General features: G+C 43.8%; 20 protein-coding genes. 6 read left to right on the forward strand and 14 right to left on the reverse strand.

Going from position 1 to position 26,461, the window contains the following annotated elements; all coding sequences use genetic code 11:
• Positions 1–45: 45 nt before the first annotated feature.
• From QUB44_RS10835 to QUB44_RS10850, 4 genes are all read right to left on the reverse strand, one after another.
• Positions 46–984 (reverse strand): hypothetical protein, encoded by a 939-nt coding sequence (locus QUB44_RS10835; protein ID WP_333366589.1) that lies wholly within the window; start codon positions 982–984, stop codon positions 46–48.
• A gap of 187 nt (positions 985–1,171) precedes the next feature.
• Positions 1,172–2,347 (reverse strand): D-alanyl-alanine synthetase, encoded by a 1,176-nt coding sequence (locus QUB44_RS10840; protein WP_333366591.1) that lies wholly within the window; start codon positions 2,345–2,347, stop codon positions 1,172–1,174.
• Positions 2,348–2,370: 23 nt separating this feature from the next.
• Positions 2,371–3,432: a DMT family transporter gene (locus QUB44_RS10845; RefSeq protein WP_333366594.1), complete on the reverse strand. Its 1,062-nt coding sequence runs from the start codon at positions 3,430–3,432 to the stop codon at positions 2,371–2,373.
• A gap of 142 nt (positions 3,433–3,574) precedes the next feature.
• On the reverse strand, positions 3,575–4,075 hold the full coding sequence (locus QUB44_RS10850) for a thioesterase family protein (protein WP_333134979.1): 501 nt from the start codon (positions 4,073–4,075) through the stop codon (positions 3,575–3,577).
• Positions 4,076–4,216: 141 nt separating this feature from the next.
• Here QUB44_RS10850 and QUB44_RS10855 point away from each other — a divergent pair, with 141 nt between their 5' ends.
• Positions 4,217–5,068 carry a universal stress protein gene (locus tag QUB44_RS10855; RefSeq protein ID WP_333164049.1) on the forward strand — a complete coding sequence of 284 codons (852 nt, stop codon included), beginning with the start codon at positions 4,217–4,219 and terminating at the stop codon, positions 5,066–5,068.
• A gap of 121 nt (positions 5,069–5,189) precedes the next feature.
• Here the strand turns inward: QUB44_RS10855 and psbM are convergent, their stop codons facing one another.
• The 8 genes from psbM to QUB44_RS10895 form a co-directional block, all read right to left on the reverse strand.
• The gene (psbM, locus tag QUB44_RS10860; RefSeq protein WP_015177760.1) at positions 5,190–5,303 is read right to left on the reverse strand and encodes a photosystem II reaction center protein PsbM; all 114 of its coding nucleotides are present in this window, start codon (positions 5,301–5,303) and stop codon (positions 5,190–5,192) included.
• Between the two features lie 294 nt (positions 5,304–5,597).
• Positions 5,598–5,894, reverse strand: coding sequence for a 2Fe-2S iron-sulfur cluster-binding protein (locus QUB44_RS10865; RefSeq protein WP_333083505.1), 297 nt, complete (start codon positions 5,892–5,894; stop codon positions 5,598–5,600).
• Positions 5,895–6,040: 146 nt separating this feature from the next.
• Positions 6,041–7,939, reverse strand: a complete 1,899-nt coding sequence (locus QUB44_RS10870; protein ID WP_333366598.1) for a TolC family protein — start codon at positions 7,937–7,939, stop codon at positions 6,041–6,043.
• Between the two features lie 140 nt (positions 7,940–8,079).
• Positions 8,080–9,465, reverse strand: coding sequence for a TIGR03279 family radical SAM protein (locus QUB44_RS10875; RefSeq protein ID WP_333366601.1), 1,386 nt, complete (start codon positions 9,463–9,465; stop codon positions 8,080–8,082).
• Positions 9,466–9,718: 253 nt separating this feature from the next.
• Complete coding sequence (locus QUB44_RS10880; protein ID WP_333366604.1) at positions 9,719–10,306, reverse strand: methyltransferase domain-containing protein; 588 nt, start codon at positions 10,304–10,306, stop codon at positions 9,719–9,721.
• A 218-nt stretch (positions 10,307–10,524) separates the two neighbouring features.
• The gene (locus QUB44_RS10885; RefSeq protein ID WP_333366607.1) at positions 10,525–13,083 is read right to left on the reverse strand and encodes a sigma 54-interacting transcriptional regulator; all 2,559 of its coding nucleotides are present in this window, start codon (positions 13,081–13,083) and stop codon (positions 10,525–10,527) included.
• A 156-nt stretch (positions 13,084–13,239) separates the two neighbouring features.
• On the reverse strand, positions 13,240–13,743 hold the full coding sequence (locus tag QUB44_RS10890; protein ID WP_333366610.1) for an ImmA/IrrE family metallo-endopeptidase: 504 nt from the start codon (positions 13,741–13,743) through the stop codon (positions 13,240–13,242).
• Between the two features lie 48 nt (positions 13,744–13,791).
• The gene (locus tag QUB44_RS10895; protein ID WP_333366613.1) at positions 13,792–14,151 is read right to left on the reverse strand and encodes a helix-turn-helix domain-containing protein; all 360 of its coding nucleotides are present in this window, start codon (positions 14,149–14,151) and stop codon (positions 13,792–13,794) included.
• 355 nt (positions 14,152–14,506) lie between these two features.
• On the opposite strand from QUB44_RS10895, the gene QUB44_RS10900 reads away from it, so the two are divergent.
• From QUB44_RS10900 to QUB44_RS10910, 3 genes are all read left to right on the forward strand, one after another.
• Positions 14,507–15,661 (forward strand): restriction endonuclease-related protein, encoded by a 1,155-nt coding sequence (locus QUB44_RS10900; protein WP_333366615.1) that lies wholly within the window; start codon positions 14,507–14,509, stop codon positions 15,659–15,661.
• Positions 15,662–19,219, forward strand: a complete 3,558-nt coding sequence (locus tag QUB44_RS10905) for a pPIWI_RE_Z domain-containing protein (RefSeq protein ID WP_333366618.1) — start codon at positions 15,662–15,664, stop codon at positions 19,217–19,219.
• Between the two features lie 62 nt (positions 19,220–19,281).
• Complete coding sequence (locus tag QUB44_RS10910) at positions 19,282–22,275, forward strand: RNaseH domain-containing protein (RefSeq protein ID WP_333366619.1); 2,994 nt, start codon at positions 19,282–19,284, stop codon at positions 22,273–22,275.
• 107 nt (positions 22,276–22,382) lie between these two features.
• On the opposite strand, the gene QUB44_RS10915 is transcribed toward QUB44_RS10910, so the two are convergent.
• The gene (locus QUB44_RS10915) at positions 22,383–22,847 is read right to left on the reverse strand and encodes an adenylate kinase (RefSeq protein ID WP_333366621.1); all 465 of its coding nucleotides are present in this window, start codon (positions 22,845–22,847) and stop codon (positions 22,383–22,385) included.
• Between the two features lie 346 nt (positions 22,848–23,193).
• A complete protein-coding gene (locus QUB44_RS10920) occupies positions 23,194–24,096 on the reverse strand; it encodes an undecaprenyl-diphosphate phosphatase (RefSeq protein WP_333366622.1) in 903 nt (300 codons plus the stop codon).
• A 322-nt stretch (positions 24,097–24,418) separates the two neighbouring features.
• Between QUB44_RS10920 and QUB44_RS10925 the strand changes: the two genes are divergently transcribed.
• Together QUB44_RS10925 and QUB44_RS10930 are read left to right on the forward strand one after the other, a co-directional pair.
• The gene (locus tag QUB44_RS10925; protein ID WP_333366623.1) at positions 24,419–25,030 is read left to right on the forward strand and encodes a thylakoid membrane photosystem I accumulation factor; all 612 of its coding nucleotides are present in this window, start codon (positions 24,419–24,421) and stop codon (positions 25,028–25,030) included.
• 219 nt (positions 25,031–25,249) lie between these two features.
• Positions 25,250–26,311: a mannose-1-phosphate guanylyltransferase gene (locus QUB44_RS10930; protein WP_333366632.1), complete on the forward strand. Its 1,062-nt coding sequence runs from the start codon at positions 25,250–25,252 to the stop codon at positions 26,309–26,311.
• Positions 26,312–26,461 lie beyond the last annotated feature (150 nt).

A 26,461-nucleotide genomic window follows, 5' to 3' on the forward strand; every position in this document is an offset into this window, starting at 1 on the left:
TTTAAAGTTTGTACTGAGAAATTCTGTCCTATCTTTGATTTCTCGTCAATTTGGATCTACTTCAGGTTCTTGAGATTCTGGCTCGCCCGCTGAGGAGTTGGTTTGCAATTCTGATAGCTGCGAATTTAGCTGCAAACGTTCTTGATAGACGGTTTCTAAATGATTTTCTAATTCGTCTACTTGAGATTGCAGTTGATTTTTAGCCTGATTAGCTGTATCGATTTGACTTTGAAATTCCGAGATTTGAGAGTAAAGATACGATCGCTCTCTGTTAGCCGTTTCTAACTGGGATTGCAGTTGCGATCGCTCTGCTTCGACTAATTGCAGTTGAGTTTGCAAACCCGACAGTTGAGACTGAAGTTGCTGCCGCTCTTGAATCGAGCGATCGAACTTAATTTGAGTTTCCGACAACTGGTACTGTACCTGCAATCTGCTTTGGCTAGCCGTTTCCAACTGACTCTCAAATTCCGACAGCAGAGCATGAAATTGAGAACGTTCTGCATCAACCGCCTCTAACTCTGCTTGCATTTCCAGTAATTGAGCGTTAATTTGCGATCGCTCCTGATCCGCAACTTCTAACTGCTCTTTAAGTTCTGCCACTTCTGCTAACTGCGACTCAGCTTGTTGAGCATTTTCTAGCTGAAACTGCAAATCAGTAATCAGAGCATCAATTTGCGATCGATCTTGGGCAATTCCTGCCAAAAATTCTTCCATTTCCGACACTTGATTTTTTAACAATTCTTGCTCGCGAGTCACAGTTTCCAACCGACTTTGCAACTGGGACAATTCTGAATTTAGCTGATTTTCATTCTGCACCTTTTGCCGCAATTCCGAATTTCGGGCATCCAACTGAGCAGCCAAATTCGATATAGCCTCCTGCGAACCCTGCATCCGCACCAAATTGCGTGAATTTCGCTTATTCAAAATTAGCCAGCAGACTAATGCCCCGCCTCCAAATCCTATGAATAAAAGTAATGCTTCCATTTGTTTTATCTAATTAATATAAATTGAGTTATTTTGATGCTTGGCCACAAAAGGGATATCAACAAATCGCTATCTTACTCAAAGCTATCACAACTTGCCAGCCTGTGTTTACTTGGCTCAACAATTTATATTTCTTTACAAATCTCTTTTGTTTACAGGTAAGGTGCAGCGCACCCTCCAAGTCCGATTAATGAAGCAAATCCACAATATGAGGAATAATTTCGATATGCTGAGTCAACAAATAATCCAACCTATCCGCCAATAAACTAAAAATTAAATCGTTATAACTCATCCCGTATTCCGCCAAACCTAAAGCTACCAAACTCGTCACATTTTCCCCTGGATGTTTCAGATCCGGTTTGGGATTTGCTTCCAAAACATAAAGCGAGCCATCAGCATCACTTCGGACATCAATCCGCACCAAACTGTTCAAACTAAACTCCCAATAAATTTTTCGAGCTAACTCAATTAACTCTTGTTTTAGTTCAGGTTCTTCACCGCCCATCAACCGTCCTCGATCAGTAGTAATCGCTTTTTGATCCATAGAAGTAAAGATACGTTCGTCAGACTCTAGTACCCGCTCCACAGTCGAAAAAGCAAAGGGTTTTGTATGTTTATCAAATCTGCCTTTAGCATAAGTAACATAGCCACAGACCGCTACACAAAATTCTCGTCCAGGCAAAAACCTTTCAATTAAAGCAGTATTGTGAGTGTCTCGGTGAACTTCGGCAACCGCCTGAGACAAACCCTCAATCTTGTCTACAAAATGAACGTACAGCGAAGCGCGACCGGATACTGGTTTAACAACAAACGGCCCTTGATAGTCACCAAAAGCAATGGCAAAACGTTGATGCAAATTAGGCTCCAAAATCCCTTGAGAAGGATGCCAAGTCATAAAGGGAGCGGTTTTAATTCCGACTGATTGCAGTTCTCGTTTAAAAGCGTGTTTGTTATCTAAAGTTGAACTATTTAAAGGATTATGACCGACATAAGGCATTCCCAACATTTCCAACAATGCGGGAGTGTGACAAACAGGATTGTAGCCCTGAACTCCGCCAGTATTCAGCCACACTAAATGGATATTTTTTTGTTTGAGTTGTTCCGGCAAATTCATGTCATCAGGCATGACAAAGACTTGCTGAAAGCCAATTTCTGCTAAGGCTTTAGCAATCTCGCGGGCGACTACTTCGTAACTCTTCCAAGAGCGGGGATTGTGAGTTTTGTAAATCACTGAGCCGGGGCGATCGCAGTCGCCGCCGAACACCACAGCAATTCGCAATTTAGCAAACAGCACCTCCAAATATTGAGGCAGCAAACTAAAGTCATAATGCCAGCGATTCAGGTTAATTGATATTGGAATCATTTAAGTATTTTTTCCTGTGTGTTTTATTTTTTATCGGCCGAACGGCTAGATTTTGCCAAATATATTCCCGCCAAAACTACGGAGAAAGCAAACCAATTAAACAAGCTCAAACTTTCCGCAAACAGCACCCCGGCAATAATCGCAGTAATCACGGGTTCTAGCAGCAGGAAAAGAGCGACAAATCCCGACGACAAACGACCGAGACTGTGGATGAGCAGTCCTTGGCCGAAAGCTTGACAAATCACCGCCAAACCAATTACAGCCAGCCATCCCTGCCAAGAATAAGGGAAAACTCGATCGCCCGCCAGCAGAACCAGTGGCCAAACCAAGATACTACCAATAAAACAGCGCCACATCAATATAGTTGTCGCCGGAAACTTCGTTCGCAAATGTTCTGCAATCAGCAGATTTCCTGCATAAAACATCGCCGATAAAAGAGCAGCAATGTCGCCGACAAGAGTGTCTCCCGCCGTTTGCAAATCGTCGATTCCGATCGCAATTGCGCCAGACAAAGCCACCGCCAGTCCCACCAAAAACCTGTTGTCAAAGCGCCGCCCCAACAGCAGCCATCCCCCCAAAGTAGTAAATAAAGGAGTTAAGTTTCGCAGTACAGTAGAATTAGCGACATTAGTCTGAGTCAGTGACCAGGCCCAGAAACCCAAAGAAGCAGAAGAAACCACACCTACGGCTGTTAACAGCATCACATCCCGTAGAGTGTAGCTCGATCGCTCTTCAACTTGGGCCCCAGACATTCGGCGGCGCGCAGCATCAGCACCATTCCACACTCCAAATACTACAGTTGCTATCCACAAACGGTTAAAAACAGTAGCATTCGGGCTGATTTCCCGTTCGCTTAACCTAATAAAAATCGCAGCCAGCGACACCGCTAGCAGCGCCGCAGACAGCGAAACGATCGCCCAAATTTTGCCTTGACTGTCAGCTAATTCACCGTTATTTAAACCGTCTTGCTTTCCCGAAACAATAGTTTGGTCTTCAGTTGTTAAGGCAGAGTTTAACTCGGTTTTTTCCAAAATATGGCGCTGAAGTTCAATATTTGGCTCTGGCAATCCCAGTTTTTTTGACATTATTAAAAGTTCCAATGAAGGCAAAAGGCAGTTGTCTAGGGTGCGTGACCAAAGAAGATTTTGGTGGCGAAGGGAATAACTCAAAAGTCACGCACTCTACTTACTGGGGCTGCACCAACTATTTTTTATAGTTAACAGCAGCTTAGGTTGAAGGTTTAACAGAAAGCCTTGTCAAAGCCTCCTTGAGCGCCGGCGGCAATTGCCGGATAATCTTGTTCTTGTCACGATCGACACCAACCAAAGTTACCTGTGCTGTCACATATAACTCCTGAGTATCAGCCGATCGAATTTCGTAATCCCAAAGCAGCCGCACACCCTCGGTAGCAGCGATCCGCGTTCTGACTGCCACAGATTGACCCATTTGTACAGCCCGGTGGTAGCGCAGCGAAAGTTCCACCACGGGCAATTCCAAACCCTGCGCCACCCAATCTGCATACTCGATGCCAAGAGAGCGCAAACTTTCGACCCTAGCTTCCTCCATCCAAGCAATATAAGTCCCATGCCAAACCACACCGCTGTAGTCAGTATGATGAGGGTACACTCGCACCAAATATTCAAACCAGCCCTCAGAGTCCATCCCGGGCCGATTTTGAATAGCACCAGCCGGTGCGAGTTCTGGTTGAGTTCGATCGTTCTCTAACACTTTACAAATCGTTCCAAAACGCTACATTTCTACAAATCATAAGACAAACTTCAGGCTTATGCTTGACTGTAAGAAACTAGAGTACCAACGCCCTAGTTTAACGTCGCACAAGAAAACTCAACTGTTTTTACCGCCAAAACCATGATAGAAAAAATTTTAGTAGCCGTAGCCGGTCGCGGCTTGTGCGAAGAGATGTTTAATATGTTGATGGACATCCCTTCCTTGCAACAAACCTCTGTCACCGTCTTGCACGTCGTGCCGCCACAAGTAACCTCCGATGGCATGGCCGAGAAATTGGAAGAAGGAGGAAAGATTTTAGCACAAGCAGTCCAGTCTTTGAAAATAGATCCCAGCAAAGTCAACCCCCGGCTCAAACAGGGAGACCCGAAAACCACAGTTTGCCAAGTCGCAGAAGAAGAACAATCCGACTTAGTAATTATGGGTTCCCGCGGACTCGGACGGCTGCAATCGATTTTGGAAAACTCAGTCAGCCAGTACGTTTTCCAGCTAACATCCCGACCGATGTTGTTAGTAAAAGACGACATCTACGTCAAAAAAATCAAGCGCGTCATGGTGGCGGTAGACAAATCAGAAGCTGCCAAACAGTCATTAGAGCTGGCGCTATCTTTGGTCAAAGAAGTCAGCGGCGGAGAGATAATTTTAGTACACGTCACCAAAGATTTGACGGGAAAAGCCAGCGAAGATTTAACAGCAAGTGCTGAAAAAGACCCCGTATTAGCTCCGGCAGTAGCACTAGCGAAACAAATGGGAGTTAGCTACCGCTGCGTGAGTGCTACAGGCAAGCCAGGGGAAGAAATTTGTCGGATTGCAGACGACTTGAATGCCGACTTGTTGGTAATCGGTTCCCCGGATCGGCGACCCAATGTTGCCAAAAACTTTGTGGATATCGATCGACTCCTGGGAAATTCGCTATCAGACTACGTGCGAGTTTATGCCAACTGTCCCGTCTTGCTAGCCCGCACAGTTGGCTAGAATCTCATCGTTAAGAGTTAGCAGCTAACACTCAACAGTTAACAAAAAAAGCGCCTCAGCAAAAAGCTGTTGGCGCTTTTTTTTGCAAGCAGCTTGCGCCTGACAGAAATAGCAGCAGTTGCTAATCTTTTCTACCTTGACGGCTAGCTGTTTGAATGTACAGAATGATTAGAAAAACACTGGGAACCAATACAAACAGAATGGTTGCCACAAACCCTAAATCGTTAACTTCCATGAAGACGCTCGCCTCTATCGGAAAATAGAAAAACACACACAACTAGGATATCACTCAAAGGCAAAAGGCAAACTCGAAGACAGAAGAAGAGCTGACGGACAAGCCTCTAAACCCGCTTTCTGCCTGGATGCCTCGCTGCCCAATCTCTTATTTGTCCTAGAAACCAAGTTTCTTTTCCTAGGCCGGCAAAACGCGTGATTATACAGTGAAATAGGAAAAAACACACAATTATTGCATTCTGCATTTTTCTTTCCTTCTGCATTAGAGCATCTCTAGCCTTCTGCCTTCTGAAAGTCACGGTTTAGTCTTCACGCTCACCTGGCCATTGACCATAGCTTGACAAGCCAACCGATAGTTTTCGGGCTTTTTCTTGAGCTTGCGGTTCTCAAAGTCAGTGCGGGGCGACAGATTTTCACTGCCCTCGACAATTTCCACAATGCAGGTGCCGCATTGACCAATGCCCCCGCAATTCATCATCTTTCCCGAAAATGTGTACAAATCGATGCGGTTTTCTAGAGCTTTGAGCCTCAAATTAGCCCCGTCTGCTGCGATGACTTCCTGATTTTCCTTCACAAACTTGATATTGGCCATTGCCGATTCCTTAACGCAGTTGACATCGAACTCTATTACAAAATATTAACTAATGTGTCGGACGTTTAATACCCGATGTCTAATTACCTTTGTGATTAAAGATCCTGAAGCGTAGCTCTCCCGTAGGGAATCGCCCCAACTCAATCTCAAGGAGCATCCGAGAGGTTATTAGTCGGAAGATTGCTCACAGCCCGCTGGAGAGACGAAAGCCCCAGGTTGTAGTTGATAATTGCAGACAATCGGTTTCTCTCAGCCCTAGTCAAATCAGTTTCCGCCTGAATCACATCCGTCTGAGTACCCACACCAGCTTGAAACCGCAGTCTCGCCAGACGCAGAGCTTCCCTCGACTGCAAAACCCCCGCCTCCGAAGTTTCGATATTCTCAAAATTCGACTCTAAGCCAAAATAAGCTTGTTCCACTTCGCGGCGCACCTGATTGCGGAGTTGGTCAAATCGACTTTCGGCGATCGTAATATCAGCATCCCGCTGTTTCACCCTGGCGTTCGCCGCGCCCCCGTCGAAGATACTCCAAGTCAGACTCGCCCGGATCGAATAACCATCGGCCCACCCACGAGGAATAAACGGAGCGGGGTCGTCAGGGTCTTGTCCCAGTACGTTGTAACTACCCCCAACACTCAGTTGAGGCAAACGCCCCGCCTGAATCGATCGCCTCTGCTGCTTGCTGATATCCCTCTGCACCAACTGCTGTTCCAACTCGGGGCGATTCCTAAAAGCCTGCACGATACTCTCTTCCAAAGACAGCCTCCAAGAGCCCGCTTGCTCTACCGGATCAGCCGCCGTCAAGTTCGCCGACTGGCTGATATTCAAAATCTCAGCCAGACGCCGCTGGGCAACTCGCTGATCGCGGCGGGCCACTGACAGTTGTTGCTGTTCGTTAGCCAAATTTGCCTGAGCCTGCAACACAGCAAACCGGGTTCCTACCCCGGCCCGTTCCAGGGCTTCGGCATCCCGCAAACTTTGCTCGGCATTTCTGACCGAAGCTTGGCGGATGGCAACTTGTCCGTCCGCGTTTTGCAAGGTGTAGTAAGCCTCAGCAGTGTCGAAGCGGAGTTGCTCGGCTTGGCGTTCCACATCCAGTTCCCGAAGGCGCAATTGTTCCTCTGCAGCGCGGATGTTAGCGCGCCGCCTTCCGAACAAATCGATGTCATAGTTCAACTGCAAAGTGCTGTTGAGACTGTTGTTGCCGAAATTTGTGCCGGCTTGGTCGGCGGGCTGCCCGGTTCCGTTAGCCCGAGAGTTGAACAGGCGCTGCCGAGCCCGGATTCCGAGTTCTCCGCCGGCACTCACAGAACGGCTGGCGTCCATTTGAAAATTCAGGTCTGGATAAAGAGCAGCTTGCTGTTCGCGCAAAGCGGCTCTGCTTTGTTCCACTTGCTGTCCGGCGATTTGCAAAACTTGGCTGTTGCGGCGGGCGAGGTCGATCGCCTGCTGCAATGTAATTGACTCTGTTTGCTCGATCCTGACATCCTCCGGGTTTGTCGGAAACTGCAGGGGATTCGGGTTGGGTTCCAGGGAAGCCGGAGGCTTGGTGTTTAAGAGGCCCCTCGGAGGGAGAGGGGGGAAACTTTCGTTCGGAGTGCCCCGCAGAATGGGTACCGGGGAACTCGGCACAGGAACATTGCTGGGAGGGATCGGGGAAGGCTGCTGAGTCTCTGTCGGTTCCAACCCTTTGAGAGGCGTTGAATCGGCCTGAGACAGAGTTGATGGGGAAGCCGGAGCAGCCTGTTGAGGCTTTGATGCTTGCTCGGGCTTGGTTGCGGGAGTTGATGCGATCTTCGCTCCCCCTTGCTGCTGAGACTCGGAGGTTTGAGGGTTAAGGGCGATCGACTGTTCGGCCTGTGATGCTGATTCTGCAGCTGTGTTCGAGGTCGATCGAACATTCGGCCCTAATTCGACGAGCTGATTGCTAGGGGCCAAGCTGTCCTGAGACTGAGCCGGAGGCTGTGCTGAAGCACTCTGTGCGGCGTTGCCCAAAGTAATTGCAGCGCCCACTCCGACTCCGATGATTTGACGAAAAACACGCATAATTTTTTAATTAGTCTGCAATCCTAGAGACAATTTTAGAGCAAGAGTTGGCTTCAAGTTTCTAGTTTGTAGCCTAAACTCGCCAGTTACAAGTCAGAATTACCCTACTCATCTTAACTTTTGAATGTTCGATTCAAAATTTACAATTCAACCTCAGCAGTTGCCAGACCGATCGCCGCCGAGATTAGTTCCTCTACTCCGCTCACTGGCAAAATCCGGGTTTTCAGCGAGCTGGCGAGCTGTTCGAGGCTCATGTCGTCGAGAAAACGCGGTTCCCCCTGTTTTAGCATCACCGACGGCAGCAGGATGCCATCTCCCAAGTCTCTCCCTTGCAAAGCTTCGAGCAAATCTTGCCCAGTGAGCAAACCAGTAACGGTGATACTTTGTCCCCAGTAGTGGCTGCACAGAGCTGCCATGTTGACGGACAAGCCGGGAATTTGGTTTAGTTGTTGTACGATCGGCTCAAAAGCTTTTTCTACAGCATTCCCCACCACCCAAACTAACTTGCGCGGGGGTTCGACTTGCATCGGTTGCAGCTTCTCAAAAGCCGTTTCAAACTGCTGAATAAACTGGCGAATCGAACCCACACCGTTACCAATTTGCGGATAATCTTCGTAATCGGCAGCCGACGGCAAATCTAAACCCGCAATTAAAAACCACTCGTCAGCCAGCCAAATACAGCGCGATTTTGAATTCTGCTTTTTTGCCTTTTGGCCACCTTTTCCTTTACTTAAAAGCACTTGAATTTTCTGCACTTGCTCGATTACTTCTCGCGCTTTTTCCGCAGTTACGGCGCTCAGTTCATCTTCTGCGGGGCGAAAGCGAGTTAAACCCACCGGCACTACAGCCACCGATGCTACAGCGGGAATATTTCCGGTATGGAATTTTGCCAAATCTAACAAAGTGCGTTCTAAATGTTCGCCGTCATTAATACCGGGACAAACAACTACTTGAGCGTGAATTTGCAAGCGACGTTCTTGAAACCATTTGATTTGTTCGAGAATCTGGCCAGCGCGGAGATTTTTTAACAGCCTAATTCGTACTTCCGGTTCGGTAGCGTGCACGGAAACATAGAGAGGAGAAAGCCGCATTTGCTCGATTCTCTCCCACTCTTTTTGAGTCAGATTGGTCAGAGTGAGATAGCTACCATAAAGAAAACTAAGTCGGTAGTCATCATCTTTGAGATACAAAGTTTCGCGCTTTCCAGGAGGCTGCTGGTCGATAAAGCAAAAAGGGCAGCGGTTGTTGCACTGAATTAGTCCATCGAAGAGAGCAGTTTCAAATTCCACTCCCAAGTCTTCGTCGTACTCTTTTTCGATTTCTAACTTGTGAGTTTTGCCTTTGGCATCTAAAACTTCTAGTTCAAGAAATTCATCCGCGCACAGGAATTGATAGTCGATCAAGTCACGGGGTTTTTGACCGTTGACGGCGACGATTGAGTCTCCGGGTTCAAATCCGATTTCGGCGCCGATGCTGTCGGGGATAACTTTGGTGATTAGGGCTGGTCGGGTTGATAATTCGCTCATATTTATTAGTTATTCCCAATTAATTATTTGTTATTAGTGGGACTCTGTTACACTTGTTTTGAATTGATAAAACTTAGGCTATTTTATCGCCAACGATGACAGCGATTGGAGCCGCATAATGAATTTTCTCGCCTCGAAAATGCGCGCCAATTCCGAGACTATCAACACCAATATCCTCTCTAAAAATTTCTCTGATTTTCTGGTCATCGCCGGGGTTGGGAAAAGAAGCAGCTAACTGTTGTTCTAGCCCAAGTTATACCTTGTAAAAAGCCAATTTAACATTTTGAAGATTGGCATCTGCGACTAATTTTGGAAACTCTTCCAGAGTCAAGGCGCGAGTATGAGAGGGATCGCGCAACTTCTCAATCCGGTCATAAGCATTCACTTTATCCGGTGGCAAAGCAACATCAGCAATCAGGATTCGACCACCTGGACGACATACGCGAACCATCTCTGATAGAACAACATCTGGCTGCAAAAAATGATGGAAAGCGTAACGACTCAGAACAATAGAAAAAGTAGCATCGGGAAATGGTAGTGTTTCAATATCTCCTTGTTGCCAGGACAGATTAATCAAGTTTTTCTGTTGCGCCAGAATCTGGGCTTGTTCGAGCATCGCTGGTGTGATATCAATGCCAGTAACGTGACTGGCAACTTCCGCAAAAGCACAACTAACAATACCTGAACCGCAAGCAACATCTAGAACTGTGTCTTTGTCAGATACACTCGCCATTTCTCTCAGCAGGTACAGAGACTCTTGATTTGTGTGAGCGTACAATTTAGAGAAGGGAATTGCCTGACGAGTGAACTGGTCGATGATGGATTCCTGATGTGCGGTCATAGTTTAGGATGTGGCTAGCGGAGAATGTTTACAGTTTAACTTGTCTAGGCTGAATTTGGCGATCGGGCAATTTGCCCTTTGTTTTCACCAGCGACTCATTTCTTCTGGCACCTTTTTAATGGTGTTTTGCTGTACCTGTCAGCAAGAAGCCTGCTCTTAAATTGGTCAGAGCAAGTAAAAAATTAAAACTCAAAGTAATATATCGCGCATACTCCCTCTCAGGTTCCTACGATCGCATACCACAAACTCAGCATCAGGCACAAACTCGCTAAATGTTGCGGAATCAAAGATTTAATTGAGCGCTTGGCAATTTTTTGAGTCACAAATAGTGTAACTAATAATGATACAATCAAAGTTAAACCTTGCAAGAAACTAATCACCGCTGGATCGCCAATAAAACTCGGTAAATCGTCTCTAATTTGTCCGAAAGTGGCAAAAGTTACGGGAATCAATCGGCCGCCTTCCTGCAATCCCAATCGCCAATAGTGAGCCAAACTACCGCCCCAGACTAAGGGTAAATAACCGTATGCTAGAGAGACAAATGAGAGGGGTTTGTAGGTTGTAAATGGCATGGTTTCTGCTTGTCCCAATCGATAAACTGCCTGCATGATTGCGTAGGCAATTAGGGGAATTATCGGCGGGATAATTAACACTGCGATCGACAGTCCTAAATGAGGTAAAAATTGCTCTAAATTGATGCCCAGCCCCAACCAACTATTTATCTCCGGCAAGCGATGCAGATAAATACCGCCTAATAATAGAAATAACAGGGCAACTTCATAACTGTGAGGAACGTGGGTAGTCCATAATTCGATGCCGGGAGGGCGCAGATTTAATTCTACCGATCGATGCGGACAAGCTTTCAAACAAGTCATGCACAAGACGCAATCTTTATTATCGGTTAATTGGGCGGGATGGGAATAAATCGGACAGCCATTAGTAGTTAATCCTTCCCCCAAGCCGGGGCCGCCTTTGTAACATTGGTAGGTGCTGCATTCCGCCCCGCAGGTTCCTTGTTGGGCGCGAAGTTCGATAATTGAGAGTTTAGCAAATAATCCATTCATTCCCCCGATCGGGCATAAATAACGACACCAAAATCGCCTCTCGAAGATTAGGGAAAAAATTACCGCTCCGGCGGTGATAAGCAACAACAAACAACTGGATAAATAGGCGGTATTTTCTAAATTCCACAACTCTTCCCACAGAAATATCAGAGTAAATAGTCCAAATAGAACCCAGCCACCCCATTTTTCGGCTCGTTGGCGCGGCCATTTATTGAGAGTTCGAGGGAAAATTTTCAGCGATAGTTTTTGGACGATTTCCCCATAAATCATAAAAGGGCAAAAAGCACACCACAATCGCCCGATAATGGGGAATAATAATAAAATTAACGGCCACCACCACGCCCAAAATATATTTAGGGCAAAATTATGTTGTCGATCTTGGGGAGCAACAAATAGGATAATTACCACTAATGCAAACACCCAGGTAGTAAACCAATAATTCACGCGATCGGGATACCAATCGCTCCGTAAAAATTGCCGAAATTTTGGATAAATATTTAATAAATTCAGGCGAAACTTTTGTTTCTTCGCTGCCTGTGCCCAAAACACTTCTTCCGTTAATACCTGACTCCCCTGTGCTTGAACTAAGGCGCGATCGACCATTCCCTGCAATTCCTGCAAATTACCTGGAAAATCGTAGGCTTGTAAGCGGCGAATTGCTTCCGGTGTAACTTGGGGCTTGACTAATTTCTTTTGGCGAGCAATGATATTGAGATAATAGTTGACTTGTGCCTCTAAATCTGCTTTTCGCACCCGCAAGGATGGGACTTTAATCTTGTGTTGTGTCAGCTTATCTAGCTTGGGCTGCACAATTTCTGAGATTAAAATTATCCGGGCCTTACTAGAACGCGGTGGTCGCGGTATTTGTCCTTCCTTGACAACGGGCGTATAGGTTCCCTCGGTTAATAATTGCTGAATTTGGGGGCATAATTGAGCGGGTAATTCTTGCACGTCATTTAAAATTAACGTCCCTTCTCCCAACCATTCCAACAGCCCCGGTTTGCCGCCCAACCGCCCGAATAATTCCGCTCCATTGCTCTGAAGTAAAGCAGTTTTAATCTGAATAATTGGCTCGTTGCGACGCTGGGAACCGAAATGAATTAAAGCAGCTAAATTATCTTTTTCTAAACCAGGTTCGCCAGAGATTAATACCGATCGGCTGTCACTCGATGCCATGCGAATTTGTTGGCGCAATTTCACTGCATAACGACTATTGCCAATGACTCCTCGTTTTGCCCTGGGTACTAGATAGCTGCGGAGGGCATTTTGACGCTCGCGTTCGTAGGCAATTTCTGCTTCTAACTGCTCTAATTTCGCTGCCAAGCGTTGAGCGTAGGCTTCGGTAATGCGTGGATATCTTTTTAGCAAATTGCGCCAGCGATCGGCACTAATTACCCAAAATTGACATTCTGTCCGAGTTATAATTCGACTATCGGCAGGTTGCGATCGCTGGAGGGCAGATAAATTCACGATCGCCCCCGGCAACAAACTACTCGCCCACATTAATCCCGGTTGTTTGCTGCGGTAGCGATCGGCCTGTCCTCGTTCTAGGATATAGAGATTAGTGACTGGTGTATCTTCGATTACCACTCGAAATCCAGGGGGAAAAGTTGCCATTTCCATTTCACCCGCGATCGCCTGTAAAATCTCGCGGGATAATATGCCTAATTCGGTGGTCGATTCGAGCCAGTTAACTAATGTTTCGGTAGACATCGCTTAGTGTCGGCGAAAGCCGAATCGTGGTAGTTGGTGTAGAGTCTATTATATTCAAAAACTCGACAACCATTCCTCAGCCATTTTATTTGCATAAGCCTATTTTAGCGTTACCCTTGAATTTTAACCCGATCGATAGCCCATTGTAAAAGTTAATTAAACTATATCGATACCGCTAACATTAATACGAAAATTCACCATCTCCTCACTAGCATTAAAATGTAAGGCAATTTGAGCAACGGTCATCTTTTTCTGAACAGCCCACAATAAGCCACGTCTGGGAATTTGCAAACATCCTCCTAAATATACTGCTTCGTCTTCGTCTTGTGGTCGGCGTTGAGGAAGCCCTGTTTTAGGATCGAAACCAACCATCTTATGTTTAAGAATGACATGGGCGAATTCGTGCATCAAGTTAGATTCTTGTCTGGTAGGTGCATGACGAGAATTATGCACGATGCAAAGTGGATTTTTTTTACGGATAATTCCTGCAGACCAATTGTCACTATCGCATAAGATTTTCACTTGTTCTGGTTCGGTATTAGGTACTGTTTCAGCAGTGAAAATTGTTGCTTGAAAATATGTTGCTAAGACTTCTGCTGATAATGGTTGGTAGGCTTTAAAACCTAAATGATGGCGTTGGTCTGTTGCGATCGCTTCCAATCTCTGCCTGTTCTCTCTTGACAAGCTAGTTATTAATCCCACTATAAATTATTTCCCCTCCTTTTGATTTTGAGATAAGTCTTTATATGCCGCTTTAACTAAAGATGCTAAAGCACTCGCGATCGCAGGATCGAGATTTTTGTCAGCCCGTAACTGAATAGCAATAGCTTCAGGAGTATTGACAGCTTCTTCATCTTCGGTATTTTTAATTAGTTCTGCTGGCGGTACTCCCAACCAATCGCATAAAGCTAAAAAAGTTTCCATGTCTGGAGTCTTGCCGTTTTCGACTCGCGAGATAGTAGAAGGGCTAACGTTGCCTATTTCCTTGGCTACTTCCCGCAATCCGCGATTGAGACGCTTGTTGCGGACTAGGCTAGCCAATTTTTCTATGTCTAAATAATTTCCCATCGTTGTTTCACCAAAGATATTTTCGTTTCTCCCTTGACACGGCAGGTGAGAGTCGTGTATGCTTGGTGAAACGATTGTATCGCTCGTAAGAAGCCGTGGCTGTTAAGTAATGTGTACTTAGCGGTGCAGAAATTAAAAAGCGGCGATCGAAAATCGGGTTAGCCTCAAATCTTGCACCCTCAAATGCCGTATTTGCGTTGGCAAAAAATGGCTAGAGGATTTTATTCAGCAACAAAGTAGCTTTATGCACCACCAAGGTAATGTGTACGCGCAATTTATTTTTTAGCGATATCAAGAGTAAGAGGAGGCACATCCCACCTTATCAATTTTGTTCACTTTACAAAGGATTGCTTTGATGGTTACTAGCAAGAAAACAGAAGTCTTTGACTATCTAGTAATTGGGTCAAAAGAATATCTAGAACGAGACAAAAAATATCCTTATCCAGATTTGCTGCGTCACGCAATGAATTGTTTGGCTTTTGAAATAAAGCAAAGTATTAGTTTTCCCAAAACAATGAATGGTTTTTTGAAGTTATTGGAAAAACCAGTAAAAAAATGGTGTCCTAGTTCTTCTATCCCCAAGGAATTCGATCGCGATTTGGGTTTAATGGATGAAGGGAGTCTCAGCGAAGAGGCTAATGATTATCTGGCTGAAGTATTATTAGAGAAAGGAGGAATCCCTGAATACGCCCGCGCCAGTATTAAACAACTAGCAATTGACAATTTAAAGTTCACAAAAATTTTAAACAAGCTGCGAGAGGTTTATAACGATAGCGATTCGGAACTAGCGCAGAAGGAATATTTATTAGTGCGTCGTTTTCTGATTAAAAATCCCTACACTACTCCCAGTCAGATTCGTAAGACTTTTATGCGTGGCAAGCATATTTCTACCGAAGAAGTTGGAGAGTTATACGAAGAATGTCAGGAGAATCAAACCTATTGGTATTGCGATCGCTGTGGTGTGTTAACTGAAAAACACGGAAAATTGAAAGGCATAAAACCTCGTTTGTGCGGAAATCATCATAAAGATCAGTCTTATGCCCATCAGGTTGAGTGGGAAACGGGTTTACTTCGGATTAAAGATGGCATTCATCAACGAGTTTGTTTTCCTGGGATTCCCGAACTTAATTTATGTTCGGCTGTAGAAGAATTAAAAGAAAAACATCCAGCCTATTTACACCAAGTCAAATTATATCCGGGTTTAGATCGTTACGATTTACAGTTGGGTTTCGGTGATGGTACGGTATGGGCGATCGATATTAAAGATGTGCGCGATCCTTATAAACTCGCGAAAAATGTCAAGCCTTTATATAGCGAGGGAAGTTTGCGTTATGATGAGAGTTTTTATGTAATTAGCGATCGCTGCATGGCAAACTATCCAGATTACTTAGAAATTCTCCGACAAGCAGCGAAACAGCTACCAAATGCGACTCATGTTGTAAGTGAAAAAAGTTTTAAAATCCGCGTAAATGACAAAATTGCCGAATTACAAAAAGGAGGAACAGTTTAAATGCCTAGCAACACTTTATTTGAACCACCTGCTGATTTTACAAATCGCATCGCTGCTTTAGAAGAACAGGGCGTCCAAGAACCAAAATTACTCTTACAAGTCGAACTTGGTTTTGCCTTAATGGAAAAGTTGCGCTTAGATGACGAACCGATTACCGCAGTCTGGGCAATTTTAAGCGGGATGTTTATCAAACATCCTAAGTTACAGAATTTAAGTGCAGAAGATAGAAGGGCGATCGCAAATGTCAGACAAATTGTCCCTTTTTCAGCTCGTTTTAACTGGCTGAATGCTTTGCGAGATTATCTGAGAAGGATTCCTGCAAATTGGCGCAATTATGACTTCAACATTCAAGATTTAGATAGTCAAATTATTGACGGCGCTAAAAATTTGCAACAACAAGCTAATCAATGTATTTACGAAAAATGTCTGACTGCTACATTAAGCTATCGCCGAAGAGAACGCGGACAAGTAGAAGATGATAACTACTATCAATTTGAATCCGAGACAAAAGAAGAAACAGTAAGGTTGCAGGTTAAGTTTACTCAAGCACAAATTACCACACCTTATCCTTTACCCTGGTTTGATGGAGTACAAGAGCGATCGCCTGTTGCTGTTAATCTTGCCGATTTAGAAGCAGAAGCTATCTTTTTAGATAATAGAGAAGAAGCGTTAGCACAACAGTATTCTTGGCCAAATACCGCTAAAGGAAATTGGGTAAAACGTTTAAAGAAACTTAACTATCACAAAGTTTTACCTGGAAATATTGTCGAACAAGAACCCGCACAGACTTTAAACATAGATGGGTTTACTCACGTTCCGGGGATGGTAGCAGCAGGAAAATCTACTTTATCCTTGCTGTTAGCTAGTGGTGTAATTAGGAACCATCCAAAACGCCGAATTACTATAATTGTAGGCGATACTCAATCAGCTATTAAAATAGCGAATCAAATTAATTGGTGGTTTTGTGACGATCCAGAAACAGACTATCCTGTAGCTGTGCCAATTTTGGGTCCCACTCAGCGAGATAAACATTTACAAGGCTTTTCTGATTCTGATGATTATCTGGCACATCTTGAAAGAGGACAACCCCACTGGGGCGAACGTTGGTTGAGTGTTGTCTGTCCTTTACAGGCAAGAATTTCTCAAAGCGATCGCAATAATATTTTAAACGGCAAACCGCTCAAACCGGGAACAGAACCCTGTGACAGTCTCAGAAAAGCACCCAAGGATAAGACAAAAACAGCCACGGGTAAAGCTTATTTTTGTCCTTTATTCGATCGCTGTCCGTCACAACAAGTATATCGGGATATGCCAAAAGCCAGAATCTGGATTACTACCCCTGGTGCAATGGCACAAGCAGGAATGCCCTATCACTACGAATTACGTCCGATTAAAATCGGTGAATTAGTTTACGAACAGTCGGATATTGTAGTGTTTGATGAGGTGGATACTATTATTGAGTGGTTTGATAAAGTTTATGCGGAACAAGTAACTCTGACGGATCGGAGTAAAAACGGTGTTTTTGATAAAATTAACGTTAAAACTGAACAATCAGAGAGAATCGATTTAGTGCGATCGCCTTTGAAAGCGAGATGGAGTGCCTCACAAAGAAATGCTCAAACGGCAATTAACGCTACACTGACGCTTTTAAGTGATGAATTAGGGCATGAAGTTCTGCAAAAATGGGTGCAACAGGGTTATTTTACGCCTCACGTTCTTTTTTATAAGCTAGCGCGTCGTTTGGCAGGGTTAGAAGAGGTTAATTCTTATCCGCGATCGGAACAGCAATTAAGAAGTGACGAGCGACAAATACCATATATAATGGATGATTTTGATGATTTTCTCAAAGACGATCCTGTACTGACCCGCAATAGGTCAAATCCTGCTACAACAAGGTTATTAGAAATTGTACGGCTGATTAATAGTACGGGAGAAAGTGCGACTGATGAAGATATTTATGATGATTGTCGCAACTGGATAGCTACTTTTTTGCCTGCCACACAAAGCAACTTAAATCGATTGCGAACCGAGTTAGCTACTCTCAGAAGTCAGCCCAATGCAGAAGATTTGTACCCACATCTGACAGAAGAGGAGTATATAGATACTATTGAGACTTTGGCGATTCGTTTGCAGTTTGCTCTCACTATTACTTTGTTAGATCGCCATACCAAGATAGTATTTTATGAATGGCAAAATCGACCTAATAATATTCGTGAAACCTCTCCCCATCGGCGAATGCCAAGCGCCATGATGAATATTCTGCCATTACCAGCAACAGGCAGACAATTTGGTACTTACTATTCTCGCAAAAATAGCAATACTCTGAGCTTATTTGCTTATACCAATATTGGGCGAGATTACGTACTTAACTATCACCGCTTGTTAACCGATTTTGACGGGCGACGAGGCCCAAATGTTTTAGCACTTTCAGGAACATCCTATTTACCCGACTCAACTACCTTTCATGTGGGCGATCCTCAAGGGATATTGATGCCCGAAGCAAGCGCACAAGAGGCAATTAAGCAAAGTGAGTTTAAGTTTATTCCGCAGTTTGACGCTCGAAATAAACCGATTCGGGTTTCTGGTAATTTGAGTAATAAAAAGCAAGCCAATGGTAAATTTACCCAAATTGCTAAATCTCTAGTTACAGATAGCGGTAGCAATCATTTGATAGAAGAATTGCAAAAACTGAAAGAATTAGGCGAAACTCATTCCGAACTCTGGCAAGATCGCGATCGCATTTTAGTATTGGTAAATTCTTACGAACAGGCTAAATTGGTAGTTGATGAGATGCGCAGCTATTGTCCCACTATTCGCAAGCAAATCTACCATCTAGTTAATGATGAATTAGAACCTACAAAAGACGGTAAATCGCAACCAGGAGAGCTAAAAAGAGCAGATATCGAAATATTTGGACACAATCAAGGTAAAATACTCGTTGCTCCTATAAGCTCTATTGGACGTGGTTTTAATATCTTGAATGGTAACGGTAAAGCAGCTTTTGGTGCAGTTTACTTTCTGACTCGTCCTTATCCCCATCCTAATGATACCCAGGCGATCGCTCAAGAGATGAATCGACGCGCTTATGAGTGGTTGGAGAAGGAAGACTTTATTGCTTGGCAACAGGGAGACGGCATTGCCCATCGTGCGGAATTATTGCGGAAAACAGCAAATACTTATTGGCGATCGATCGAACAACGTTCTTATTATAAAACTCTGCGGGATAATAAGGATTTATGTTCCTTTCCGCGCTACGATCTAGCTGCAACTACATTAGGCAGAATTATTCAAGCAGTAGGGCGTTTGATTCGCGGTGGTGTTCCTTTTCATGGTTATTTTGTCGATGCGGCTTGGGCGGATAACAGCGCTAAAAAGCTTGCTGCTATTAGAGGAGGAGAAGATGCTGATGCTATCGATAATGATACGGAAGAAAACAGCTTATTGGTAGCAACTATCCTCAGAGTTTGCGAGTATGCAGCCGAAAATAACTCTGTTGGAAATGCTTTATATAAGCCTTTAGCTAATGCTTTAGAAAATATTGAAGGCGTTGACTACTAAAATAGTTGTAGAGCCATCCCTGTTTTTCATCACCGTAAAAACTTTCATTTGGAGTACAGATTATGCCTGCAAAAATCAACCCTTCCTTTGCTTTACCTGCTCGTATGGATTTAGCGATCGATTCGCTATCCGATGCAAACATCGCCGTATTAATGTTTCCTTTCGCTAAGGAAGTAAAAGAATTTTGCCAAAATCTCGAAAAAGTCTTCCGCAATAAACAGACAATTTATGCACCGTACCGCCAATTAAATAATGCTATACTAGCTTGTAGTTCTACCTTAACGCATGGCTTTGAATATTTAGAAACTGTAAATTACATCCCTCAATATCGCGCTTTAGCTGTTGGTACAGGAGCCGAATCAAGTATACCAACACCAGAAAAAATACACGAACTGATTTATATCTGGGCGCAAACTTGGATCAAACAGTCTTTAGAAAAGAAAGGCCAACGAGACGAGATTCAATCTGTATGCGATCGTTTTCTAGAAGCTATAGATAAAATCCCTGAAGATTGGCAGTGGGAATTTATTGCACTTAAAACTTTAATTAAAGATCTTAATGCTCAAAATGGCTTGGGTTATCAAGCGATACCAAGTTTATTAGTAACTTTGTTACACGAACAAACCTGTACTATTTCTTCTGGAGATATGGAACAAACGCTCAAATGGCGTAAAGTACAAGGAGGTAGTTCAACAAGAACAGGGTTACATTTAGTTAGTCAACCTTTTAAAGCAACTTATTTTGAGGAAGATTACAGAAAAAGTGGTGAGAAAAATGCTAAAGAAAAAGAAGGTTATTTTGCTTATCGTTTAGATTTTTATTTGCATACTCAAGCAGGAAGATTTCACACAGAAGGCCATTTAAAACCTTGGGTATTCATACACCTTAGTTGTCAAAGATACGCTCACGAACCTTTAGTAGATGCTAATCATGGTCGGGATATTTCAATCTTAATGGGCATGAATCAAGCTCGTTTAGATAAATATCCGATCGACTCAACCTTAGTTAGATTAACTATTGAAAATCAAGCTCATAAAAATTGGCAAGAACAATTACCTGATTTATTAACTGAATTTAAAGCGCGAGCGCTTGTTAATCCTCAAGAGATTTTGAACAACCCTAGAGGGTTTGGTAATTTAGATGATTTTGATGATTGGAATCAAGATGAATATTATATCGTCCATGCTGAAGGCTATGAATACAAACAAGAAGGTCAAAATGGCAGAGGACACGGACATTCTATTAAAACAGGGTTTAGTTTAACAGAAAGTGCCGATATTACTAATCAAATATTGCAATTGCTAAATGGTGTATTAATTCCCGATCGCCCAATGGCATTCGATCGACCCGTACCTGCTGGTAAAAAACTGCCTTTAGCAATGAGCGATTACGAATTGCATCGCAAATCTTTAATTTCCTCTGCGCTCAAAAAATTAACTGGAGAAGCCAAACAGCAATACATAAAAGACCAGCAAAATGTTATTGCAGGTGCTATTAAACGAACAATGAATAGCAAACAGATATATTTATTTATAGTTTACTACGAAGAACACACTAAAACATTAGTTCGCCAGCAGTTACGTCAAGCTTTTTTATTGCAAGACGGCGATGAGTTTCCAGCACACATCAATGTTATAGATGTTTTTATTCATGACTCCAGTCTCTTAGAAAAATTACCCGTGTCGGGATTGCCTTCAGTTAACGCTAATTTTGATGAGGAAATTAACAAGCAACATCAGTTGAAGCGTCAAGCTTGGCAAAAGTTTATTAAACAAAATCTCGTTCCTTTAGTCAAGGAGCAAAATAATTGCGAACTTTTTGCCATCATTGAAATCGGAACGAGTAAAGTAAAAGGAAGACATCCTCAACAAAGTATTCGTGGAGCTGTCAGAGAAGCTTGTGTATTGGAGAATATTAATTCTCAAATGCTGCAAACAGTTAAAGCAAAAGACAAAGAAAATCCCGAAGATGATACAATGTATAGCAAAGTGAACGAGGGAAGAGTATTAAACGCAATATTAGATGTAACCCTGCGTCAAACAGGAACATTATACGGTTTACCTTCAGAAGTTTATCAACTTGCAGGAATACCAGAAAATTTTGCTCAAAAATTAGATGTAATTGCTTTCTGTCGCCTTCAAAAAAATAACTTTATCGGTAAAACTCCTTTTCAATATGCAGTAGCAGTTCGCCTTAGTGCTGGAGGCACAGTAGATGTTTTGCTTCCTCACCAACCGCAATGGGTTCCTTATTCAAAAGCAGGAATAGCTATAGGTCAATTATTTCATCAGGTACGAAAAGCAAGAAATGCAATAGAAAACGATCGCAAAATTATCGAGCTAGTTCAAATGAAAGGCGGACAGTTAGTGAAATTTGTTGCTGACGTTTTAAGCCAACATCTTGAAAATCCCACAATTGCTTTAATTGAAGCTGATGTCTGGCGGAATGAGCGTACTAAAGATGGCACTAACAATCAAGCTTGGTTTCAATTAAAGAATGAGTATTTATTTGAACAAAAATATATTCTCAACTTCGAGCGCGTACCGGGTCATAATTGTCAATATCCAAGAGACGACAAAAACTTTGAAAACTTACTTGGCGTTGTTCGCATTCGCAGTAACCATGAAACTCCACAGTATGTAACTAATAGAAAAAGTTGGGACGAAGATTCTACAACTTCAGATTTTACAGAACTAAGTGGATTTATAGATAAAACTGTTCCAGAATTTTTACACTATTTTTCAGTTGGTAAAATTCCATCGACTCAGAAGAACCAAAAAACTCCTCAAGCTAGAGAATTGTATAAAAGCGATCGTGATGGGGGTATATATGCTGCAAATATTCCCTACAAACATCAACAAATGCTCGAAATGCTGCCATTTTTTGTTCGTCGAGAGTTTAAAACAGAAGACAATCTTAAAGCACTTTGTCGAGTCCCGCATTTTCTAAGAATTTCGCCCGCATTTACAAGAGGAAATATTAGTCATCCATACCCAATGCACTTGGGAATAAAATTGATTGAAGATTTTCTCTGTATTTTATATCTGGAGTTATAGGAAAAGTTGATTATATCAGTTCACCATCTTTAATCTTGGTCTCATTTTCAATAGACTCAAAAATTTGCGAAATCTGTTCAGTATATCTGATGTGAGCAACACTTTTGCTACTTCGCGCCCGATCGATATATTCGCGATATCATTGGAGTCAAATATTTGTGACACAACCAAAGCACGCGGTAACTGATCATCGAACCCTTGAATATTGGACTATTTTCTGGCCAGCCTTCGGGCGGATTAAAGTAACCCGATATCATTCGTTTAGTCATCAACCAGAAATGCACGTATAGCGGTAGATCGACATAAACCAGAGTATCCGCCTCATCAAGTCGCAGCCAGACGGTTTCCATGCAACCAAATCCGTCAATAATCCATCTGTCAGTCTGCAAAATTTCCTGATGGGCGCGCTTGTATTCTTCCTGTGAAACCTCAACGCCGCCCGATCGATATTTAATCTTGTCCAAGACGTAAAGCGGCAACCCAGTGATGTCCGATAATCTCTTGCTGAGAGTTGATTTACCGCCTCCAGCGTTGCCCAATACTGCTACTTTTGTAAAGTTTTTCCACGTCAATGATACTTTTAGAGTTTAAGGCTAAGGCAAAAACAACTCAATACGCTGCTGCAGACGAAGCGATTAAAACCGCTTAGTTTGTCCGCCACAAATGTGTCCGTTTTTGGATGGGCAACCGAGGTGTGGAACAAAAAGATATGTATCGTCACAATACAGCGTTGAGAGCCGAATATCCCTTTGTCAAAGCCTTAAACTCTCATGCTTGTCAAGTTGCAGATCTTACGGCATATATAGGGCAAAAAAGTGTGAGTAAGGTGCTAGGGCGAGCGATTGCTTTCTTACCCATTACCGAACATACCTCACTGCCCTTGAGAAGGGCTATAATTAGGTTCAAGTTAGTCGTGTTTTAGATATTTCTCAGCCCCCCACCTGCGAGCGCCGTTAAAATGGCTACGCCAAAAGCTAGCCGATACAACACAAATATCCACGTCTTTTGAGTTTGCAGGAACTTCATTAGCCACGCGATCGACAAATAAGAAAACACAAATGCCGAAATCGTTCCCACTATCAAAGCTGCAACTCCAGCATCGCCGATTCCTTGTCCCAAATCACCCTTTAATTCCACTAATCCAGCCAGAGTAATTGCCGGAATTCCCATTAAAAAAGAAAACCGCGCGGCGGCAGGCCTTTCCAATCCCATGAACAATCCTGCTGTTAGAGTGGAACCCGATCGCGAACACCCCGGAATCAATGCAATTGCTTGAGCTAATCCCATCAAAATTCCGTCTAAGACAGTTAACTTTTCATAAGTGCGATTGCGCTTGCCAGTTTTTTCTGCTGTTGCTAACAGTAGCGACATGACGATCGAAGCAATGGCGATGCTGGCCAAACTCCTGAGCGGCGAGTTGTCAAAATCTGGAACCAATGCCTTGATTAGCAGCCCAAAAAAGACTATAGGTATTGTTCCCAAAACCAGTGCCACCGCCATTTGAAACTCTTGCGATTTGTAGTCGCGCCGCACCACGGATTCAACTGCACCAACAGTTATATTTGTCAAGTCTTTCCAGAAATACCAAAGCACTGCAATAATGCTGCCCAACTGAATAACAGCAGTATAAGCAACCCCCGGATCGCCCCATCCCAGGGCGATCGGCACTACCTTTAAATGAGCGCTGCTGCTGATGGGCAAAAACTCTGTTAATCCTTGTACAATCCCTAAAACAAGGGCCTGCACCAGATTAATTTGAGCAGACCCGGAAACATCAGCCGCGGGCGTTTGGGCGAGGAGTGCGTCAAGCAAAGCTATCATTAGTTGTAAATTCCCAGTTGTCAGTTTCTAGTAATCAGTTGAATTTAATATCTTGCACCCTTCTGGGAAGCTAGAAGCCTACCCCACCACAAATAAATTTTATTGTGGCGCGGACAGTTCCAGTCCGCCCCTGAAAAGCCGATCGCAAATAGTGATCTTCTGCCTGTAGAATCGCCTTGTCGATCACCACTATCAACAATTTATGATCATCGAGCCGAAACTACTTTAACCTACTCAAGAACATTTGCCTACATTTTGCTGATAAACTTAGGAAAGTTTTTGCATCTGATTTCGCTTTCCTTACAGCAACTGCCAACAACCTATGATATTTCCTGAGAACAAAAATTCACTTGTTACTGCTGCTTCAGGCATCCGCTGGCTGAGACGAATCTTGTCAGCCAGTCTTGTAACAGTGGCGATCGCACTTAGCTTAATACTGCTAAGCGGAACGGCCCCAGCCTTGGCAACTCTTACGGACGATCGCTTTGACGGTACAATATTTGCCCTCTACGCCGGCAACGGTTCCCTAGTTCCTCCTAAAGTCAAGATTGCAGATTCTTTCAAACGTCATAAACCCGTACTGTTAGTTTTTTACACTGATGACAGCAGCGACTCCAAGCAATACGCGATCGTCGTCTCTCAACTCCAGGAATTTTACGGGCGCGAAGCCGATTTTATGCCCATAACAATTGACTCTTTGCCTCCGCAACCGTCACCAGAAATCACCGAACCAAGCCATTATTACGAAGGTTTCGTACCTCAAACTGTCATCCTCGACCAATCGGGAAAAGTAGTTTTTAATGAGAAAGGACAAATACCCTTTGAACAGGTAGATGATGCTTTTCGGAAAGTATTTGACTTGCTACCCAGAGAAAAATCAATCCCGCTCAAACGCCGTGTCGTGAACGAACTTAACGTCGAATTGTCGAAGTAATAGGTAATGGCTAATTGCTAGTCGCTATAGCAATTTTCAATGATTCCTTAACGAGAGTTTTTTTGTTTTATATTGGGTAAGGTGCGCTAGGCGCACCCTACATTTCGGGTGAGACAGTCAACAGTCAAAAGTCAACCATTATTCTCCCTCAGTAATTCTTTACAAACACCATATCGGGTCTCAGGGCAAAATGGACGTGAACTATTTAAACTTTAAACAATGAGTAGAACATTAATTCCTGTGATTCTGGCCGGCGGTAAAGGTGAACGTTTTTGGCCATTAAGTCGCAAACAGCGGCCCAAGCAGTTTTTGAGTCTCGACGGTAGCGGCAAGAGTTTGCTGCAAGCGACTGCGGAAAGACTTTTGGAATTAGGTAACGGTTGGGACGATTTGTGGGTGGTAACGTCGGAAATGTTGGCTGCGGGGGTTCGCGAACAGTTGCCGCTGTTACCTCCTGAGAATTTGCTGGCGGAACCGGAGGGCCGGGATACTGCGCCAGCGGTGGCCTGGACTGCTATAGAAACTGCCAAGCGTTACGGTGAGGATGCGGTGGTGGGTTTTTTCCCGGCGGATCACTGGATTGGGGAACCACAGGAGTTTGTCAAGACTTTAGAGGCGGCGGCCGAGTTGGCGAGAAATCAGGATGCGATCGCCACTTTGGGAGTAAAACCGAGTTATGCTTCCACCGGCTACGGCTACATCGAACAAGGCGAGGAAATTGGCAGTTTTGGGGGTTTTCCCGCCTATCGGGTGGCAAGATTTACCGAAAAGCCCGATCGCACAACTGCTGAAGAATTTGTAGCCAGCGGCAAGTTTAGTTGGAACGGTGGAATTTTTGTATTTCGAGTCGGAACAGTCTTGACAGAATTGCGAAATCATGTACCGGAAATGATGGCAGCTTTGGAAGCCAAAGGCGCGCAGGCTTACTCGGAATTACCCAAAATTAGCATTGATTACGCTTTGATGGAGAAGACGCAAAAAGCCTGTGTTCTGCCCGTAGGCTTTAGCTGGGACGATTTGGGAGATTGGAATGCGATCGGTCGTTTGCTGCAAGGAGATAAGCCAAATGTCGAGTTAGCAAAACACGTCGGAATTGATACCAAAGGTGGCATCTTTTACGCAGCGGATGAGAATGAGGTGATTGTCACCATTGGTTTAGAAGATGTCGTAGTTGTCAGAGATGGCAATGTAACTTTGATTGTGAAAAAGGACAGGACGCAGGAGATTAAACAGGTAATTAAAGTGTTGGGAGAAGATGATAAATTGAAAGATTTATTGTAAAGAAAAATACGACAAAATACGTGTAACGAAAGTCCAGGGAAATTAGTGTGTAGTAAGGACTTTATTCGTTTCTTACCGAAATGTCTAAACTCCTTACTACGAACTTCTGGCCTCTCCCCCCTTCGCCCATCCCCACCCTTTTCCCCAAGT

This window comes from Microcoleus sp. AT3-D2, assembly GCF_036705715.1.
Classification (GTDB): Bacteria; Cyanobacteriota; Cyanobacteriia; order Cyanobacteriales; family Microcoleaceae; genus Microcoleus.

Excerpts from the sequence above, each read along its gene's own strand:
- QUB44_RS10835 (WP_333366589.1), bottom strand. The coding sequence starts at position 984 with ATGGAAGCATTACTTTTATTCATAGGATTTGGAGGCGGGGCATTAGTC.
- QUB44_RS10840 (WP_333366591.1), bottom strand. The coding sequence starts at position 2,347 with ATGATTCCAATATCAATTAACCTGAATCGCTGGCATTATGACTTTAGT.
- QUB44_RS10845 (WP_333366594.1), bottom strand. The coding sequence starts at position 3,432 with ATGTCAAAAAAACTGGGATTGCCAGAGCCAAATATTGAACTTCAGCGC.
- QUB44_RS10855 (WP_333164049.1), top strand. The coding sequence starts at position 4,217 with ATGATAGAAAAAATTTTAGTAGCCGTAGCCGGTCGCGGCTTGTGCGAA.
- psbM (WP_015177760.1), bottom strand. The coding sequence starts at position 5,303 with ATGGAAGTTAACGATTTAGGGTTTGTGGCAACCATTCTGTTTGTATTG.
- QUB44_RS10865 (WP_333083505.1), bottom strand. The coding sequence starts at position 5,894 with ATGGCCAATATCAAGTTTGTGAAGGAAAATCAGGAAGTCATCGCAGCA.
- QUB44_RS10870 (WP_333366598.1), bottom strand. The coding sequence starts at position 7,939 with ATGCGTGTTTTTCGTCAAATCATCGGAGTCGGAGTGGGCGCTGCAATT.
- QUB44_RS10875 (WP_333366601.1), bottom strand. The coding sequence starts at position 9,465 with ATGAGCGAATTATCAACCCGACCAGCCCTAATCACCAAAGTTATCCCC.
- QUB44_RS10880 (WP_333366604.1), bottom strand. The coding sequence starts at position 10,306 with ATGACCGCACATCAGGAATCCATCATCGACCAGTTCACTCGTCAGGCA.
- QUB44_RS10885 (WP_333366607.1), bottom strand. The coding sequence starts at position 13,083 with ATGTCTACCGAAACATTAGTTAACTGGCTCGAATCGACCACCGAATTA.
- QUB44_RS10895 (WP_333366613.1), bottom strand. The coding sequence starts at position 14,151 with ATGGGAAATTATTTAGACATAGAAAAATTGGCTAGCCTAGTCCGCAAC.
- QUB44_RS10900 (WP_333366615.1), top strand. The coding sequence starts at position 14,507 with ATGGTTACTAGCAAGAAAACAGAAGTCTTTGACTATCTAGTAATTGGG.
- QUB44_RS10905 (WP_333366618.1), top strand. The coding sequence starts at position 15,662 with ATGCCTAGCAACACTTTATTTGAACCACCTGCTGATTTTACAAATCGC.
- QUB44_RS10910 (WP_333366619.1), top strand. The coding sequence starts at position 19,282 with ATGCCTGCAAAAATCAACCCTTCCTTTGCTTTACCTGCTCGTATGGAT.
- QUB44_RS10920 (WP_333366622.1), bottom strand. The coding sequence starts at position 24,096 with ATGATAGCTTTGCTTGACGCACTCCTCGCCCAAACGCCCGCGGCTGAT.
- QUB44_RS10925 (WP_333366623.1), top strand. The coding sequence starts at position 24,419 with ATGATATTTCCTGAGAACAAAAATTCACTTGTTACTGCTGCTTCAGGC.
- QUB44_RS10930 (WP_333366632.1), top strand. The coding sequence starts at position 25,250 with ATGAGTAGAACATTAATTCCTGTGATTCTGGCCGGCGGTAAAGGTGAA.